Raw genomic sequence first — 16,837 nt, forward strand, 5'->3', positions numbered from 1 at the left:
AATCGGACCGATTACCCTGTTTTTGTTCATGTACCCGTCGCGAAAGTCGAGCATGTCGATTCCTTCCAAGGCGTTCCAGCGCTGGCTTCACGGAGTTGCCCCGGACGTCAGCACCTCCGACGTCTGCAGGGTGTCCGGACTCAAGCGCACCACCCTTGCCCAGCAGCTGGTCCGCGGCAAAGTAGCGGAATCCTCACTGGTGCGGATCAGCCGGGCCTTGGACGTCAATCCTGTGTCGGCCCTCTCAACCTTCGACTCCTACGCGGATTTGCGCGGCACCCCGGTGGCGCCCACGGATGCCGAGCTCCTCAGCCAGGTGGCCACCATGGACCTGCTGCGGGCCGTCATCGCCCGTAACGATCCCGGTGCTCCGCAGGACTTTGAGCTGGCGGCAGCCCCGCACGACACCTCAGTGCGCGCCTGGGTGGAAGCAATCGACGACGGCGGCTTGCGGCACCGGGTCAGCCGCGCCACCGGGATCGCACCGCAGAATTTCTCGGCCCACCTCACAGCCAACAAGCTGCCTCCGGAACTTGCGGTCGCCACGGCCCGGGAGGCCGGCGTCGGGCCCGCAGGCGGACTGATTGCCAGCGGCCTGGTGAGCGAGGAGGAAGCAGGATGGCGGCGCGGCGCGCGCCGCGCCGCACTGGACCGCCTGGGCACCGCCGAGCTCGTGTCCCTGGCCGGGGAACGGCTGCAGGCACTGGGCAAGACGCTGCACCGGCAGGAAAACGAACGCGACCGCACCGAACGGATCTGGGAGAACCTGGGATGACCGCCGCACTGCCGTGGCTGACGCTCATTGTCTGCGTCGCGATGACAGCCGTCCGCATACCCAGCGCCATCAGGGGCCGCAACCGGACCATGTTCTTCCTGTTCGCCCTGCTGTCGGCGGACATCCTGCTCAGCATCAAGGAGCCGTACCTGGCCATCGACGCCGTCCTGGGCGGCTTCAATCTGGCCAACCTGCTGCTGCGCTTCATGCTCTACGGCACGTTCCTCCTGCTGGGCGTAAAGACCGCGGCGGCGTTCGGTTCGGAGGCGGGGCTGCGCGCCATCCGCGGACCGGTCGGCCTGGCGGTGCTGGGGCTCGTCGCAGCACTGACCGCATGGATCTTCTTCACTATGGACACCCGAGGATCCAGCGTGGGACTTTCCGGGCTGCACCAGAACGCGGCACTGGAGAGCTACGCAGCGCTGGGCCGGTTCTATCCGGGCTACGTGGCGGTCTGCCTGCTTCCGGGCATCTGGAAGGCCGTGCGCAGCTCGGCTCCGACGCTGCTGCGGATCGCCTCGGCCACCCTGTTCACGGGCCTTGTCCTGCTGGTGCTGACGCAGGGTTTCCCGCTGCTTCCTGACGGGGCTTCCTGGCTGCGCCCCGTGCTCAATTACTCCGCCGCATTGGCCAGCGCGCTGGGCATGGGAGGCATCTGGCTGTCGAAATCACTTGCCCGGCGGACAGCCCGAGGATAACGTTGGTGACGAATCCATAACATACCGCGTAACCTCTTTCGCAAAATCATTAAAGCGTGCCACAATAATGATTGTGTGAATGAAGCGCAGCCTGGCCCTTGAATCATGAACGGGTTTCGAGAAGCCGTGGCGCGAACAGGAGCACCATTGGGGGGATGAGTGGTGGGCGGGCTGTTGGGGACCGCCCCCCACTCAGCCTTTTTAACGGCCCTTTACGCCGGGCGGCGTGCCCGCCATCTCCCGCTTGCCGCATGGCTAAGATGGCACTCATGAAAAGCCTGCTCACCCGCCGCACCGCCATTTCCGCAGCGTTCGCCGCTGCCGCCCTCACCCTGGCCGCCTGCGGCGGAAGCCCCGCACCGTCGTCGACTGCTTCCGACACCTCCCTCTCCGACATCAAGTCCAAGGGCGAGATCGTGATCGCCACGGAAGGCACTTACCGGCCGTTCAGCTTCCATGACGAGGGCGCCGGCAAGCTCACCGGCTTCGACGTCGAAATCGCCGAGGCCGTCGCTGCCAAGCTCGGCGTCAAGGCCAAGTTCGAAGAGACCCAGTTCGACGGCATCTTCGCGGGCCTGGACTCCAAGCGCTTCGACACGATCGCCAACCAGATCTCCATCACCGACGAACGCAAGGCCAAGTACGCCTTCTCCGCCCCGTACACCGTGTCCACCGGCGTCGTGGTCACCAAGGCGGACAACAACGACATCAAGAGCTTCGAGGACCTCAAGGGCAAGACCACCGCCCAGTCGCTCACCAGCAGTTTCTACAAGGACGCTGTCGAAGCCGGCGCCAACGTGCAGTCCGTGGAGGGCTGGGCCCAGGCAGCCACCCTGGTCCGCCAGGGCCGCGTGGACGCCACGGTGAACGACAAGCTGACCTACCTCGACTACGCCAAGACCACCCCGGATTCCGGCCTGAAGCTCGCCGCCGAGACCACGGAAAAGACCGAAAGCGCCTTCGTCTTCCGCAACGGCTCCACGGAACTGGCCAAGGCCGTGGACAAGGCACTAGAAGAGCTGCGCACGGACGGCACCCTGGCGAAGATCTCGCAGAAGTACTTCGGCGCGGACGTCACCAAGTAGCCGATGACTTTCAACTGGGACCTCGTCTGGAGTTCCTTCGGGCCGATCATCGGCGGCGCCATTGCCGGCACCATCCCGCTGACCCTGGCGTCCTTCGCGTTCGGCCTGCTCCTGGCGCTGTTCGTCGCGCTGTTGCGGCTGAGCCCCAACAAGGTGCTCTCCGCCGTCGCACGCTTCTACGTCTCGGTCATCCGCGGCACTCCCCTGCTGGTGCAGCTGTTCGTGATTTTCTACGGCCTGCCCAGCCTGGGAGTGAAGCTGGACCCCTGGCCCAGCGCCATCATCGCGTTCTCCCTGAACGTGGGCGGCTACGCGGCGGAAATCATCCGGGCAGCCATTCTCTCCGTGCCCAAGGGGCAATGGGAGGCCGGGCACACCATCGGCATGTCCGGCGCGCAGACCCTGCTGCGGATCATCCTGCCGCAGGCCGCCCGGGTGTCCGTGCCGCCGCTGTCCAACACCTTCATCTCGCTGGTGAAAGACACCTCGCTGGCCTCGCTCATCCTGGTGACGGAGCTCTTCAAGAATGCGCAGCAGATCGCCGCGTTCAGCCAGGAATTCATGGTGCTGTACCTTGAGGCGGCGCTGGTTTACTGGGTGATCTGCCTGGTGCTGTCCACCGCGCAATCGGCCCTGGAACGCAGATTGGACCGCTATGTCGCCCACTGATCCCCTCGATGCGTCCCTGGTGTTGTCCGCCCGCGGGCTCACCAAGTCCTTCGGCAGCAATACCGTGCTGCGCGGCATCGACCTCGACGTCCGCCGCGGGCAGGTGGTGGCCCTGATCGGGCCGTCCGGTTCGGGCAAGACCACCGTGCTGCGGTCGCTCAACGGCCTTGAAGTGCCCGACGGCGGCACGGTCACCTTCGGTGCTTCCGTTGCCGGCGGCGCGACCGCGGGCGGTTCCGCTGCTGCAAGCGGCGGCGACCTCGCGCTGGACTTCTCGGTACCTGTCGGCAAGCGCGGGATCGCCGCCCTCCGGGACCGCAGCGCGATGGTGTTTCAGCACTACAACCTGTTCCCGCATATGACGGTGCTGAAGAACGTCACCGAAGGCCCGGTGCAGGTGCAGAAACGCCCCAAGGCCGAGGCCGAAGCGGATGCGCTCCGCCTGCTGACCCGCGTGGGCCTGGCCGACAAGCGGGACGCGTACCCCTTCCAGCTCTCGGGCGGCCAGCAGCAGCGCGTGGGCATCGTGCGTGCACTTGCCCTCAAGCCGCAGCTCCTGCTCTTCGACGAGCCCACTTCCGCCCTGGACCCTGAGCTGGTGGGCGAGGTCCTCGCCGTCATCAAGGAGCTGGCGGAGGAAGGCTGGACCATGGTGATTGTCACGCATGAGCTTGGCTTCGCCCGCCACGTGGCCGACGAGGTCGTCTTCATGGACGGCGGCGTCGTGGTGGAGCGCGGACCGGCCGCCGAGGTGCTAGGCGCCCCGCGGCAGGAACGCACCAAGCAGTTCGTCAAACGGATCCAGCACGACGTCTGAAGGATCAATCACAAGGACCCAGGCCCGCACGGGCCTGGGTCCTTTGTCATTCGCATCCTCATCGGCCGAAGCGCAAGGTCACCAGTTGGAAGGGCCGCAGGGCCAGCTCAGCATTGCCGTCGCCGACCAGCACGCCGGGTGCGTCGACAGGACGCTCCAGCAGATCCACCACGCGCACGGAACGGGCCGCGAAGTTGGCCGAAACCACTCCCCTGGAGCGTTCGCCCAGGGATTCGTAGAGCCGCACGATGACGTCGCCGGAACCGTCTTCGGCCAGCTTCACGGCCTCCATGACCACCGCCTTCCCGGACACCGAGAACAGCGGCTCCGCCGGGGCGGCGCCGGTGACCGTGCGCGGCGCGAGGTTGCGGCGGTAACCCTCCTCGACGGCGTCGGCGATTGCGGCACCGGGGCGCACGCTCAATTCCAGCACGTGCATGCCGCGGTCAGCCTGCGGATCGGGGAACTTGGGGGCCCGCAGCAGCGAGACCCGCACGTTGGTGGTGGTGCCGCCGTCCTCCCGGATGGCCCGGGTGACATCGTGCCCGTAGCTGGAGGCGTTGGCCACGGCCACCCCGTAGCCGGGTTCGCCCACGTGGATCCAGCGGTGGGCGCAGATCTCGAACTTCGCCGCTTCCCAGGAGGTATTCGTGTGGGTCGGCCGGAACACATGTCCGAACTGCGTCTCCGAGGCCGAACGGTCCGCCCGTACGTCGAACGGGAAGGACACCTTCAGCAGCTTTTCGCGCTCCTGCCAGTCGACCGCCGTCGAGATATCCAGCGACGGCGAAGCGGCCGCCAGGCTGATGCGCTGGGTGATCGTGGAGGAACCCACCTCGCGTTCCACCACGACGACGGCGTCCCCGCCGTCGCGCTCCAGGCGCAGCGAACGCGCTTCGGCCAGGGAGCGGACGTTGCGGCGGTAGAACTCGTCGATGTCCCAGGCGTCCCATTCGTTGGGGGTATCGCGGAACAGCTCCAGGTGGTTGCCCGGCAGGCCAGGCGCGATCGCTTCGCGGCCGCTTGCGTAGTCGGACAAGGACGTGAGCAGGCCGTTGGCGTCCAGCACGGCACGGATCACGCCGTTGTCCAGCACATAGCCGCCGTCCTGCTCGATGGCCTCGACAGGCCGTTCCTCCGGCGTTGCCTCGGCCGCGGCCAGGGCCGGTACACCGCGGCGTGCGTGCGGGGCGGCGTTGAGCAGGAACGGGGTACTGCCTTCGCCGAGCAGGGCCTTGGCGGCACCGGCGATGATGCCTTCAAGCTCCCGCGCGATCGCCGCGTAGTTGCGTTCGGCGTCCTGGTGGACCCAGGCGATCGAGCTGCCCGGCAGGATGTCGTGGAACTGCTGGAGCAGCACCAGCCGCCACAGCCTCTTCAGCTCAGCGGCAGGGTACGTGTAATCGCTGCGGACGGCCGCCGTCGCGCACCACAACTCGGCTTCGCGCAGGAGGTGCTCCGAGCGGCGGTTGCCCTGCTTGGTGTTGGCCTGGCTGGTGTAGGTGCCGCGGTGCAGTTCCAGGTACAGCTCGCCGACCCAGACCGGGAGGTCCGGATACTCGGCCTCCGCCTGCCGGAAGAAGTCCTTGGCGGTTCCCATCCGGACCTTCGGCGAACCTTCCAGGTTTGCCGTGCGGTGCGCCGCGGCGACCATTTCGCGGGTAGGTCCGCCGCCGCCGTCGCCGTAGCCAAACGGCACCAGGGACACGGTGCCGCGGCCGTGCTCACGGTAGTTGCGCTCGGCGTGGGCCAGTTCGCGGCCGTGGAGTTCCGAGTTGTAGCTGTCCACGGGCGGGAAGTGGGTGAAGAGCCGGGTGCCGTCGATGCCTTCCCAGTTGAAGGTGTGGTGCGGCATCTTGTTGACCTGGTTCCAGGAAATCTTCTGGGTGAGGAACCAGCGCGAGCCGGCGGACTTCACGATCTGCGGCAGGGCACCGGAGTAGCCGAAGGAATCCGGCAGCCAAGCTTCCTGGCAATCGACGTCAAACTCCTGCAGGAAGAAGCTCTTGCCTTCGACGAACTGGCGGGCCATGGCTTCGCCGCCGGGCATGTTGGTATCCGATTCGACCCACATGCCGCCCACCGGCATGAACTGCCCTGCCTTGACCTTCTCCCGGATGCGGACAAAGAGCTCAGGGTAGAACTCCTTGATCCAGGCCAGCTGCTGGGCGGAGGAGCAGGAGAACACGAAGTCCGGGTTGTCATCCATGAGTGCCACGACATTCGAGAAGGTGCGGGCGCATTTGCGGATGGTTTCGCGGACCGGCCAGAGCCAGGCGGAGTCGATGTGGGCATGCCCGGTGGCCAGGAGTTCGTGGGCCGAAGGATAGGCCGGGCTGGCCAGGACTCCGGCAAGTGCTTCGCGCCCGGCGGCCGCCGTGCCGGCGATGTCGTCCGGGTCCATGACGTCCAGCATGCGTTCGAAAGCGCGCAGGATGGTGTGGCGGCGCGGCAGCTCCATGGGCAACTCGTGCATCAGGCCGCTCAGGGTCCAGATGTCCTGGTTCAGCTCCCACACGGTCTCGTTGAGCTCTGCAATGGCGATGCGGCCCAGGCGATAGCGGGGTTCGTCCCCGGCCGTGGCTTTGTCGCCGAGCGGGGTGGCCGCGAAGGTCCAGCCCTGGCTCAGGTCCGGATTGGCCGCGGCTTCGACGTAGAAGTCCACGGACATGCCGCCGCCGAGCAGCTTCAGCGGCACGTGCTGGTTGCGGGGCGAGATGGCCTTGATGATGGTGGCGTCCGGGCGCCAGGCGATGCCTTCGCATTGGAAGCCGGGGGCATCGTTGTTGAAGCCGAGGTCGACGACGACCTCCACCGTGGTGCCTTCTGCGGCACCCCAGCCGTCCGGGACTTCGCCCTGGAGCCGGATCCACTTGGTGCTCCAGGCGCGGCCCCACTCGGAGCGGTGCTCCAGCGGTTCGTACTCCTGGTGGATGGCCTCGGCCGCCGGCACGGGTTCGCCCGGCACATCCCAGCTGCTCAGGTTCAGGGGTACCGTACGGCCGTAAACGGCGGGCGCGATCCGCTCGCGGACAAAACGGTCCAGGCGCTTTTCGGTCAGTCGCCGGTCGTCGTGCAATTCAGATCCCCCTAGCGCCCCGCCGTGTGTGGCAGCCGGGGCAACGCCCGTTACGAAGCAGGCTTGTCATGGTACGGACCACGCAGTCCCCCGGAAGGGATAACGCTTCCAATCGATGGATAAAAATCTACGTTGTCCGAGGCCAATAGCCAAGTGAATGACGACTCTCCCTGATTTCAGGAGGGTTCAGGAGGATTCAGGCCGGCGACGGCGCCGCGGCCAGGATCCGTCCGCTCCCCGCGTAGACATTCAGGCTGGTCCGGCGGCTGAAGCCCACCAGTGTCACACCGGTTTCCTCGGCGAGTTCCACCGCCAGGCTGGAGGGTGCGCTGACGGCGGCAAGCACCGGGATTCCGGCGAGGGCGGCCTTTTGCACCAGTTCGAAGGATGCGCGTCCGGACACCTGGAGCACGGTCCCCGAGAGCGGAAGCTTCCCTTCGCGCAGCGCCCAGCCCACCACTTTGTCCACGGCGTTGTGCCGGCCCACGTCTTCGCGGAGGCACAGGAGTTCTGCGGAACCGTCGTCGTGGATCCGGAAGAGCCCGGCAGCATGCACGCCGCCGGTCTTGTCGAACACGGCCTGGGCCTCGCGGAGCTTGTCCGGCAGTGCGGCGACGGTTTCCACCGGAAGCCGCAGATCGTCGTCGGCAGTGTTGTACCGCAGCGTCTTGCGCACGGCCTCGATCGAGTCGGTGCCGCAGATCCCGCAGGAACTGGAGGTGTACACCTTGCGGCCGGTGTCCGGCAGTACGACGTCGGGCCGCAGCTGGGCTTCCACCACATTGAAGGTCTGGACGCCGTTCTCGTCCTCACCCGCGCAGAAGCGCAGGGAAACCAGCTGCGCGGGGTCCCAGATGACGCCTTCGGACACGAGGAAGCCGGCCACGAGGTCGAAGTCGTCCCCCGGGGTACGCATGGTCACGGAGAAGGACATCCGCCCGAGCCGGATCTCCAGAGGCTCCTCGACGGCGAGCACATCCTCCTTGTGGCGGACCGGATGTTCGGATGCCTGTGCGGAGCCGTCCAATACGAACTTGTGCACCTTCCGGCGCTGCGTGACGCGTCCCATTCACTTGCCTTCCGGAGTTGAAACGTGGGGTACAAAGCGGACCACCATGGCCTTGTAGCCCGGGGTATTCGATTCACGGGCCACGAGCTCACGGTGCACCAAGGCGTTGGCCTCCGGGAAGTACGCTGCGGCGCAACCCCGTGCGGTGGGGTAGGCAATGAGCCGGAACCTGTCCGCACGGCGCTCGGTGCCGGCGAAGGTGGAAATGACGTCCACCAGGTCCCGGTCTTCGAAGCCAAGCTCCGTAAGATCGTCCGGGTGCACCAGGATGACGCGGCGGCCCTCGGAGATCCCGCGATAACGGTCATCAACGCCGTAGAAGGTGGTGTTGTACTGGTCGTGGCTGCGGACCGTCTGCAGGATCAGATGCCCGGCCGGGGCCTCCAGGTATTCCAGGGGGCTGACGGTAAAGCGTGCCTTGCCGATATCCGTGGCGAAGGTGCGGGTGTCCCGCGGCGGATTGGGCAGCACGAAGCCGTTCCTGCTCCGCACCCGGGTGTTGAAGTCCTCGAAGCCCGGAATGACGCGGGAAATGTGGTTGCGGATGACGTCATAGTCCTCCGCCATGGAGCGCCAGTCCACCTTGTGCTCGTCGCCGAAGACGGCCTGCGCCATGCGGGCCACGATCACCGGTTCACTGAGCAGGTGCTCGGAGACAGGCTCCAGCCGGCCCTGCGTCTTGTGGATGACGGACATGGAGTCCTCCACTGAGAGGAACTGGCGGCCGCCGGGGTGTTTGTCGTCCGTGTCCGTCCGGCCCAAGGTGGGCAGGATCAGCGAGGTCTTGCCGTGCACGACGTGTGCGCGGTTGGGCTTGGTGGAGATGTGCACGGTCAACCCGGCCGTCCGCATCCCCGCTTCCAGGGCCGCAGTGTCCGAGCCAGCGGCGGCGAAGTTGCCGCCCATCGAAACGAAAACGTCCACCTCGCCGTTTTCCAGGGCGTGCTGGGTTTCCACGGAGTCATAGCCGTGCTCGCGCGGCATGGTGAAGCCGAACTCCCGGTCCAGTGCCTGCAGGAACTCTTCCTTCGGCTTTTCCCAGATTCCCATGGTGCGGTCGCCCTGGACATTCGAGTGGCCGCGCACCGGACAGGCGCCTGCGCCGGGCTTCCCGAAATTGCCCTGCAGCAGGAGCAGGTTAATGATCTCGCGCAGCGTGTCCACGGAATGCGGCTGCTGGGTCAGGCCGAGCGCCCAGCAGATGATGGTGGCCTTGGACTTGGCCATCATGTCCGCAAGCTTGGTGATCTCGTCCCGGCGCAGGCCCGTGGCTTTTTCCGTAACTTCCCAGTCCAGGGTGGCGCGTGCTTCGGCGTAGGCTTCAAAGCCGTCCGTCTGCGACTCCACGAAGGCACGGTCCACCACCGTGCCCGGATTGCGCTTCTCCTCTTCCAGGAGCAGGTGGCCCAGGGCTTGGAAGAGGGCGAGGTCGCCGCCGACTTTGATCTGCAGGAACTCATCGGCAATGGTGGTCCCGCTGCCGATCACCCCGTTCACGCTCTGCGGATCCTTGAAGTTCAGTAGCCCGGCCTCGGGCAGCGGGTTCACCGCCACCACCTTGCCGCCGGCGTCTTTGCACTCCTTCAAGGCGCCGAGCATGCGGGGATGGTTCGTCCCGGGGTTCTGGCCAACCACCAAGATCAGCTGGGCGGCGTGGAGATCGTCCAGGGACACCGTGCCCTTGCCGATGCCGATGGTCGGGTTCAGCGCGGAACCGGACGATTCGTGGCACATGTTCGAGCAGTCCGGCAGGTTGTTCGTCCCCAGCGAGCGGGCGAACAGCTGGTACATGAACGCCGTCTCGTTCGCCGTCCGGCCGGAGGTGTAGAACACGCAACGGTCCGGCGTCGTGGCCTTGATGTGCTCGGCGATCAGCGCGAAAGCGTCTCCCCAGCTGATCCGTGAGTAGTGGGTGTCCCCCGGCCGCAGCACCACGGGCTCGGTGATGCGGCCCTGGCTGCCCAGCCAGTACTCGGTCTTGTCCTCCAGCTCCGCCAGGGAATGGCTCGCCCAGAACTCCGGGGTGACAGTGCGCGTAGTGCTTTCCTCGGCGATGGCCTTGGCGCCGTTTTCGCAGAACTCCGCAGGGCTGCGCCGCCCCGTGATGGTTTCCGGCCAGGCACAACCCGGGCAGTCGAAGCCGTCCCGCTGGTTGACGCGCAGCATCGAACGGACGGTGCGGCTGACGCCGGCCTGCGCTATGCCCCGTTCCAAGGCGACCGTGACGGCCTTGACGCCGGCCGCGGAGCGCTTGGGCGCGTGGACCTGGAGGTCATCTTCGTTGATGTCCTGCTGGGGAGCTTGCCTGTTCATACGTCCATCATTGCTCAGGCGTCCAGCGCACTCCAGTCCACCGGACCCGATGGCGTCTTGCGCGCAGCCCTGGCGGACTTCTTCGGCTTGTCCTCGGCAGCTTTCGGGACCGGAAGCGGCGGCCCCCACGGAAGCGGAAACGCCGGAACCATTGCCCCCAGCTGCACGCCGTGCGGCGGAACGACCATGACGCCGTCGGCCCCTGCCAGTCCGCGCATCATCCCGGAGCCGGCGTGCTGCGCCGGGGATGCCAGCCCGTAGACGAGCTTGAACGGAATCAGCCGTGTGCGCCCCGGCAGGGGCTCGAGCGTGGAGCCGCAGGGCACCTCCCCCACCTCGGGCAGGCGGCCATGGCCGAGCGCAGCAAGCAGCGGCGCCCCCACAGTGAACAGTGCCATCATCGCCGCGAGCGGGTTGCCGGGCAGCCCCAGCACGAACCGCCCGTCCGGCAGTTCCGCCAGTACGGCCGGGTGCCCCGGCCGCATCGCGATGCCGTCGATCAGCAGCCGCCCGCCCAGTTCCGCAATCGCCTTGCGGAAGTGGTCGGTGCCGGATTTGCCGGTTCCTCCGGTGGTGATGACGACGTCGGCCGGCGCTGTTTCCGGCGCGTCCTCACCTTCGCGCAGTGCCTCCAGCCATTCCTCATAGGAATCGCCGGCGCGCGCCTGCCCGCCGCGGATACCACCAAGGAGTTCGACGACGGCACCCAGCTGGGGGCCGAAAGTGTCCCGCACCTGCCCCGGGACCGGGACTCCTTCGGTGACGACTTCGGAACCGGTGAAGAGGAACTTGACCAAGGGCTTGCCCAGCACAGTTAGCTCGTCGCGGCCGGCCAGGGCTGCGACGGCCAGGTGCACGGGGTTCAGGACCGTTCCGGACTTGATGAGGACTTCCCCTTCGGCGGCTTCCTCGCCGGCCCGTCGGATGTGCTGGCCGTTGCGGGGCTCCCCCGGCTTCGCGCCGCCGCCCAGGGCCAGGACCGGCAATCCCTCATCGTCGTTGGTGATCACGCCGCTTTCGCTGCGCAGCACCGCTTTGGCGCCGGGCGGGACCAGCCCGCCGGTGACGATGGGACTCGCCTGGTGGGGTGCCAGCCGCTGCCCGGGTTCGGCGAGGATCCAGGGTCCGCTGCCGTTGACCGCCCAGCCGTCCATAGCGGACGACGCATAGTGCGGCAGGTCCCGGGGTGCGCAGACATCCTCGGCGAGGGTCCGGCCCAGGGCCTCGGCCAGGCGGACGGGCCCGGCGGGTATGGGAGTTGCGCAGTCGAACGCCAACTGCCGTGCTTCTTCCCAGAGGTGGTCCAGGTGGCCGTGCCCGTGCGCGGCCTCGGCTTCCGTCATCCGGCGTCGGTCTCCACTGTGTTTCCGGGGGCAGCGCTGTTCTCAGCCGCATATTCCTTGGAAAGCTTCCGGGCAAGCGCAAGCGCGGAATCCATGGCCGCGGCCCGGTCCGAGTCCCCGGAACCCGCTGCCAGGCCGGCGGCAAGGCCGGCAACGAAGGTGGTCAGCGGTGCAGCCGGCCGCACCACCGAGTGGGCCGCCACGCCGGCGAGGGACAATACGGCGTCGATATCGATGTCGGCATCTTCGAGTTCAAAGGCCCGCAACAGCGTCCTGCACCATTCTTCGAGGGTCTCTTCCTGGCTCTTCACGATTGCCTCCACGTCCGGTGCCGGTGTCACGACGGTTCGCCGTGCACGCCGAGCGCAGCGGCATCATCCCAGGTGTCGACGTCGTCGGCGGCGTGATCGGGGACGGCTGCGGTCAGCATCTCAAGACTAGCAAGCAGGCTGAACACGGGCGCGTTCGTTAAGGACGCAGCACCGCACCGCGCCGAAATCGAACGCTGCAGCGCCGCCGTCGAGTACACCGCAAGGAGTGGCTGCTTCCGGCCATCGGGCGAAAGCGCCAGCACGCCGTCTGCGCCGGGATGCTCCCGAAGCTCATCGAACAGCGCTGGGACGGCCGATCCGGCGTGCGGCATATCGCAGGCGAGGACCAGCAGCCACGGCGCTTGGGGCCTGCCGCGTTCCGCGGCATCTTGTTCCAACGCGGCCAATCCGGCGGCGATCGCTGCGGCAGGCCCCGCGAACGGCGGCTCTTCCCGGGCCGTCAATACACCCGCCGGCAAGGTTGCAGGACGGGGCCCGACGACGACGAGCGAGCCAGCGCCGCGCGCCGCGGCCAGTGCACGCTCAAGGAGCGTCACGCCGTCGTGCAGCAATCCCGCCTTGGGCACACCGCCGAGGCGGGAGGACCTGCCTCCCGCAAGGACAACCGCGTCGAATTCCACCCGCCAAGCCTAGCCGCCGAGGGCCCCGAAGTGAGCGTAGCGAGCTTTGGGAGGCGGCTATGCGCGACGGTCCCGCGGGCATGCCGGAAAACGGCCGGTCACGGCCGTGACGCACACCCTGGAATCAGGCTGCCGATTCAGGCAGCAGGAAAGGATCCCATGCAGGAGCAGGCTTCTCGAGCTCCTTGATCTGCCAGATGGTTCCCGTGGGAGCCGCCGGTTTGAACCGCAGCGTCCAGCCCATTTCGGCGGGCGTGTGGTCACTCTTGGCGTTGTTGCAGCGCAGGCACGCCGCCACCAGGTTTTCCCAGGAATCCGCGCCGCCCCTGGATTTGGGGAGGACGTGGTCAATGGTGTGGGCTGCTTTGCCGCAGTAGGCGCACCGGTGCGCGTCCCGCCGCAGCACTCCGCGGCGGGTGACAGCGGTGATCCGGTTGTACCTCGGCCGGATGTAGCGGTTAAGGAGGATCACGGACGGTCGTCCAAGAACCTCCCGAGGCCCGACGACTGGATCGTCGCCTTCGGCCACTACGCTTGCTTTTCCGGTGAGCACAAGGACCAGCGCCCGGCGGAATGTGACTACCGCCAGCGGTTCATATCCAGCATTCAGAACGAGTGTGCGCATGCACGTACCTCTTCACGGCCGCACCCGTCAGGGGCGCGAGGGCCGGCTGCCCTCTGCATGTACGGGCTGTGGATCGACACCTCCAGAGTAAACATTCAAGGGCCGGAACAACGAATCCACGCGCCCGGACACGGGAGGTGTCGGCCAATGTTCATGTCCCGGACATGTCCTCGAGAGGCTGCTTTGGGCTCCCGGAACCGGGTGCCCGCTGCGGCATTGTCCCCGGGTTGAGGCGTTGTCTCCGGATTAAAGCAGGAAGCCCCGCAGGTCCGTGACCTGCGGGGCTTCCCGGAAAGCTCTGAATCAGCCGCCGACGCGGATGAAGACCGGGCCGGAGCCTACGTTGGCGCTGTAGACAACGGTGGTTCCACCGTTCCAGCCGCCGTGCACGGCCTGGCCGTTGCCGACGTACACAGCGATGTGGGCCATGCCCATGCCACCGTCTGCGTAGTAGATCAGGTCGCCCGGCTGAGCCTCGGCGGCGCTGACGGTGCGGCCGAGGGACAGGTAGTCTGCCGGCCAGCCGTGGAAGTTAATGCCGACAGCAGCCAGGGAGTTGCTGGCCAGTGCGGTGCAGTCCTGGGCAACGCCGAGCTGGGCGTAGGCTGCGGCTGCGATGGCGGCACCCTGGCCGCTGGCGACCTTCTTCGGAGCCGGGGCAGCAGCCGGGGTGGTCACGGAGATCTGGGCGGCCGGAGCGGCCTCAACCTCGGCGGCGGGAGCTTCAACGGCTTCCACGGCCGGAGCCTCGGCTTCCTGGACCTCGACCGGAGCCTCTTCGATGACCGGGGCTGCAACGGTCTTGACGGCGGGGCGCTCGAACTTGATGGAAACGCTGGAGCCGGCAGCGATGCTTGCCTGTGCGACAGTCTGGACTTCCAGGGTGGAAGCTGCGCTGGATTCGCGGGAGACGTTGGTCTCGGCGGCGTTGGCGGCGATTCCGCTGGTCAGGACCAGGCCGGATGCAGCGGCGATAACGGCTGCCTGGCGGCCCATGCCGCCGGCGTTGCTGCCGACGGTCTTGGCGATAACGGCAAGCGGTGCAGTCTTGGCGGCTGCGGCGCGATGACGCGCAGGAATAGTGCGTGAAGACACGAAGAAGCCTCTCCCTATGCCCGCGAGGTAAGCTGTCGGATTCGGATGGGAGTCATCCGGCCGCAGGGTATTTCCTTACGGAAATGATCTGCGACTTAACCCCAAGGCCACCGTGATGGTGACCGGAAGTGGGTCCCCCGCCTCTGCCAGACGATGTTTTGCGAACGGGACTTGAGCAGTGGCAGAGCTAGGCAATCCACTCAAGTGCATCAACCCTCTAGAAGTTGACGCGGTTTAGACGGTACAGCAATTCGGATCGAATGTCACATTCAGGTCACGGACGGTGACATTAATACGAGAGGTCACCATCAGATCGGCTTTTTAGAGCCAGCCCAAGGGCTCAACGACGTCGCCGTTGACCATGACCTCGAAGTGCAGGTGGCAGCCGGTAGAGGCGCCGGTGGTGCCGCTCAGGGCAATCACATCGCCGCGGTTGACGCTCTGGCCAACCGTGACGTCAAAGGACGACAGGTGGTTGTACGTGGTTTCCAGGCCGTTGCCGTGGTCCACCACAACGCGGTTGCCGCCACCGTAGGGGTGCCAGCCGGCGAAAGTGACCTTGCCGGAAGCGGCGGCGAAGACCTCGGTGCCGCACTGGGCGGCATAGTCGCGGCCACGGTGGAATTCGCCGTAACCACCCGTGAACGGGTTGATTCGGTAACCGAAGGGCGACACGGAAACCATGTCCGCCAGCGGGGCGCCGAGGCTGCCCTTGGAGGATTCAGCCTGCACGGTGCCGGCGGACTGCGCGCTCAGCAGCTGACGCAGCTTGGCGTCGGGATCGGCCTTGGTGGACACGGCCATGCGGCTAAAATCGACCTTCGCGGCCGCGGATACGGGGATTTCAGGCTGGGAGCCAAGCGCTGCAGCTGCCATGGGGGACCCGGTAACGGCACCGGGCGAAGCGGTCATGGCCCCGGTTCCCGGAAGGGCTACCGTCAGGATGAGACCGGTGGCGGCAAGGGCCACGCCGGCTTTCTGGCCGACGCCGCTCGCTGCGGCGAAGTCGGCAAGCTGCTGGACAGGGGTCCTGCGGCGACGGGATTCACGGTGGATATCACGGGGCCGCTCGACGCCTGCGACGGCCCGAGGCCGCAGTTCAGCAACGGGACCGGACGCGCGCCTGCGGCCCCTGGTGTTCTGCGTGGTCAAAAAGGTTTCCTCTCTGGAAGCCTGCGAGGTTAGCTGTCGGATTCAGGTCAGAGAGTTCAAAGACCTGGCCCACAGGGCAATACACGCGGCACAGAGCTATCCCCCGAAAGGCCCTGCGGAACTTGCACTCCCCATGCGGACTTCACCCCAAGATTGCCTTCCGGCAACCAGTGATGGTTCCCCCGCCCCTGCCAATGAACGGATTCAATCCACCTGATCCGCTGGCAGAGTTCGACTCCGGAACAGGTAACGCTTTGGTATCGGCGCTAGTAGACAACTATAGGTGATTAACGCCCTCAGTAATAAATTCGTTATCTTCGCGGGACGCTCAGGCCACGGTCACAAAGACATGGGCCGCGACTTCCGGCGGCAGTTCAAGGGCGCCTTCGATCCCGGGGACGCGTACCGAAATGTACTCGCCGGCGCGCGCCAGGGAGACCTGGGCGCCGGGGCGGATCCCGCCTTCGTCCAGCTGCACCAGCAGTTCGGGTTCAACCTGGATCGGTTCGGCCAGGCGGCTGACCACAACCTTGGCCTCCGGAGCGTAGTCCTCCATGGCCTGCAGCAGGTTCACGACGCCTGCGCCGAAGGGATGGGACGCGGTCCCACCGATTCCTTCAAGGCCCGGGATCGGGTTGCCGTACGGGGATTCGGTGGGGCGGTCCAGGAGTTCGTAGAGCCGGCGCTCGACACGTTCACTCATCACGTGTTCCCAGCGGCACGCTTCGTCATGGACATAAGCCCAGTCGAGCCCGATCACATCGGCCAGCAGGCGTTCGGCCAGGCGGTGCTTGCGCATGACTTCAGTGGCGCGTTTGCGGCCGGCGGGCGTCAGTTCAAGGTGGCGGTCGTTGGAAACAACCACCAGGCCGTCCCGCTCCATGCGTCCGACGGTCTGGGACACCGTGGGACCCGAGTGGCGGAGGCGTTCGGCGATCCGTGCGCGAAGGGCAACGATGCCTTCTTCCTCGAGCTCCAGGATGGTTCGAAGATACATCTCAGTGGTATCGATCAGATCCGTCATCAAGCTCAGCTCCTCGAGCACAGTATGTTGCGTGATTTCCACCGTACCGCAAGCGGACGGGCTGCCGTTTCGCGGGCGTTTCCGCCCGGACCGGTATACCCCAGCTTAGCTTATTTGGAATTACTCTTGATAATTCCAAAG

Annotated in this window: 15 protein-coding genes and 2 riboswitches; of the genes, 5 read left to right on the forward strand and 10 right to left on the reverse strand. The window is 66.5% G+C overall.

Going from position 1 to position 16,837, the window contains the following annotated elements:
• The first annotated feature begins 52 nt into the window (after positions 1 to 52).
• From BIU82_RS04485 to BIU82_RS04505, 5 genes are all read left to right on the forward strand, one after another.
• A complete protein-coding gene (locus tag BIU82_RS04485; RefSeq protein WP_070348277.1) occupies positions 53 to 775 on the forward strand; it encodes a hypothetical protein in 723 nt (240 codons plus the stop codon).
• Positions 772 to 1,473 (forward strand): hypothetical protein, encoded by a 702-nt coding sequence (locus tag BIU82_RS04490; RefSeq protein WP_070348278.1) that lies wholly within the window; start codon positions 772 to 774, stop codon positions 1,471 to 1,473. Before BIU82_RS04485 ends, BIU82_RS04490 begins: the two co-directional genes overlap by 4 nt.
• Before the next feature lie 269 nt (positions 1,474 to 1,742).
• Entirely contained in the window at positions 1,743 to 2,558 is an 816-nt protein-coding gene (locus BIU82_RS04495) for an amino acid ABC transporter substrate-binding protein (protein ID WP_070348279.1), read from the forward strand.
• Between the two features lie 3 nt (positions 2,559 to 2,561).
• Positions 2,562 to 3,227 (forward strand): amino acid ABC transporter permease, encoded by a 666-nt coding sequence (locus tag BIU82_RS04500; protein WP_070348280.1) that lies wholly within the window; start codon positions 2,562 to 2,564, stop codon positions 3,225 to 3,227.
• Positions 3,214 to 4,044, forward strand: coding sequence for an amino acid ABC transporter ATP-binding protein (locus tag BIU82_RS04505; protein ID WP_070348281.1), 831 nt, complete (start codon positions 3,214 to 3,216; stop codon positions 4,042 to 4,044). The genes BIU82_RS04500 and BIU82_RS04505 overlap by 14 nt, the downstream gene beginning before the upstream one ends.
• A gap of 58 nt (positions 4,045 to 4,102) precedes the next feature.
• Here the strand turns inward: BIU82_RS04505 and BIU82_RS04510 are convergent, their stop codons facing one another.
• The 10 genes from BIU82_RS04510 to BIU82_RS04555 form a co-directional block, all read right to left on the reverse strand.
• Positions 4,103 to 7,123: a glycoside hydrolase family 38 C-terminal domain-containing protein gene (locus tag BIU82_RS04510; RefSeq protein WP_070348282.1), complete on the reverse strand. Its 3,021-nt coding sequence runs from the start codon at positions 7,121 to 7,123 to the stop codon at positions 4,103 to 4,105.
• Between the two features lie 196 nt (positions 7,124 to 7,319).
• Positions 7,320 to 8,192, reverse strand: a complete 873-nt coding sequence (gene fdhD, locus BIU82_RS04515) for a formate dehydrogenase accessory sulfurtransferase FdhD (protein ID WP_070348283.1) — start codon at positions 8,190 to 8,192, stop codon at positions 7,320 to 7,322.
• Positions 8,193 to 10,505 (reverse strand): FdhF/YdeP family oxidoreductase, encoded by a 2,313-nt coding sequence (locus BIU82_RS04520; RefSeq protein ID WP_070348284.1) that lies wholly within the window; start codon positions 10,503 to 10,505, stop codon positions 8,193 to 8,195.
• Between the two features lie 14 nt (positions 10,506 to 10,519).
• Complete coding sequence (locus BIU82_RS04525) at positions 10,520 to 11,848, reverse strand: molybdopterin molybdotransferase MoeA (RefSeq protein WP_070348285.1); 1,329 nt, start codon at positions 11,846 to 11,848, stop codon at positions 10,520 to 10,522.
• The gene (locus tag BIU82_RS19820) at positions 11,845 to 12,189 is read right to left on the reverse strand and encodes a DUF6457 domain-containing protein (protein WP_253182682.1); all 345 of its coding nucleotides are present in this window, start codon (positions 12,187 to 12,189) and stop codon (positions 11,845 to 11,847) included. The genes BIU82_RS04525 and BIU82_RS19820 overlap by 4 nt, the downstream gene beginning before the upstream one ends.
• Complete coding sequence (locus tag BIU82_RS19825; RefSeq protein WP_070348286.1) at positions 12,186 to 12,800, reverse strand: NTP transferase domain-containing protein; 615 nt, start codon at positions 12,798 to 12,800, stop codon at positions 12,186 to 12,188. The genes BIU82_RS19820 and BIU82_RS19825 overlap by 4 nt, the downstream gene beginning before the upstream one ends.
• Positions 12,801 to 12,924: 124 nt before the next feature.
• A complete protein-coding gene (locus BIU82_RS04540; RefSeq protein ID WP_070348287.1) occupies positions 12,925 to 13,425 on the reverse strand; it encodes an HNH endonuclease in 501 nt (166 codons plus the stop codon).
• Between the two features lie 303 nt (positions 13,426 to 13,728).
• Entirely contained in the window at positions 13,729 to 14,520 is a 792-nt protein-coding gene (locus tag BIU82_RS04545) for an NlpC/P60 family protein (protein ID WP_070348288.1), read from the reverse strand.
• A gap of 3 nt (positions 14,521 to 14,523) precedes the next feature.
• A riboswitch (cyclic di-AMP (ydaO/yuaA leader) is annotated at positions 14,524 to 14,708 on the reverse strand.
• 133 nt (positions 14,709 to 14,841) lie between these two features.
• Positions 14,842 to 15,672 (reverse strand): M23 family metallopeptidase, encoded by an 831-nt coding sequence (locus tag BIU82_RS04550; RefSeq protein WP_070348289.1) that lies wholly within the window; start codon positions 15,670 to 15,672, stop codon positions 14,842 to 14,844.
• 4 nt (positions 15,673 to 15,676) lie between these two features.
• A riboswitch (cyclic di-AMP (ydaO/yuaA leader) is annotated at positions 15,677 to 15,892 on the reverse strand.
• Positions 15,893 to 16,000: 108 nt separating this feature from the next.
• Positions 16,001 to 16,696, reverse strand: a complete 696-nt coding sequence (locus tag BIU82_RS04555; protein WP_070348352.1) for a metal-dependent transcriptional regulator — start codon at positions 16,694 to 16,696, stop codon at positions 16,001 to 16,003.
• Between the last annotated feature and the right edge of the window lie 141 nt (positions 16,697 to 16,837).

The organism is Arthrobacter sp. SW1, from assembly GCF_001766675.1.
In the GTDB taxonomy this organism is placed as follows: Bacteria; Actinomycetota; Actinomycetes; order Actinomycetales; family Micrococcaceae; genus Arthrobacter.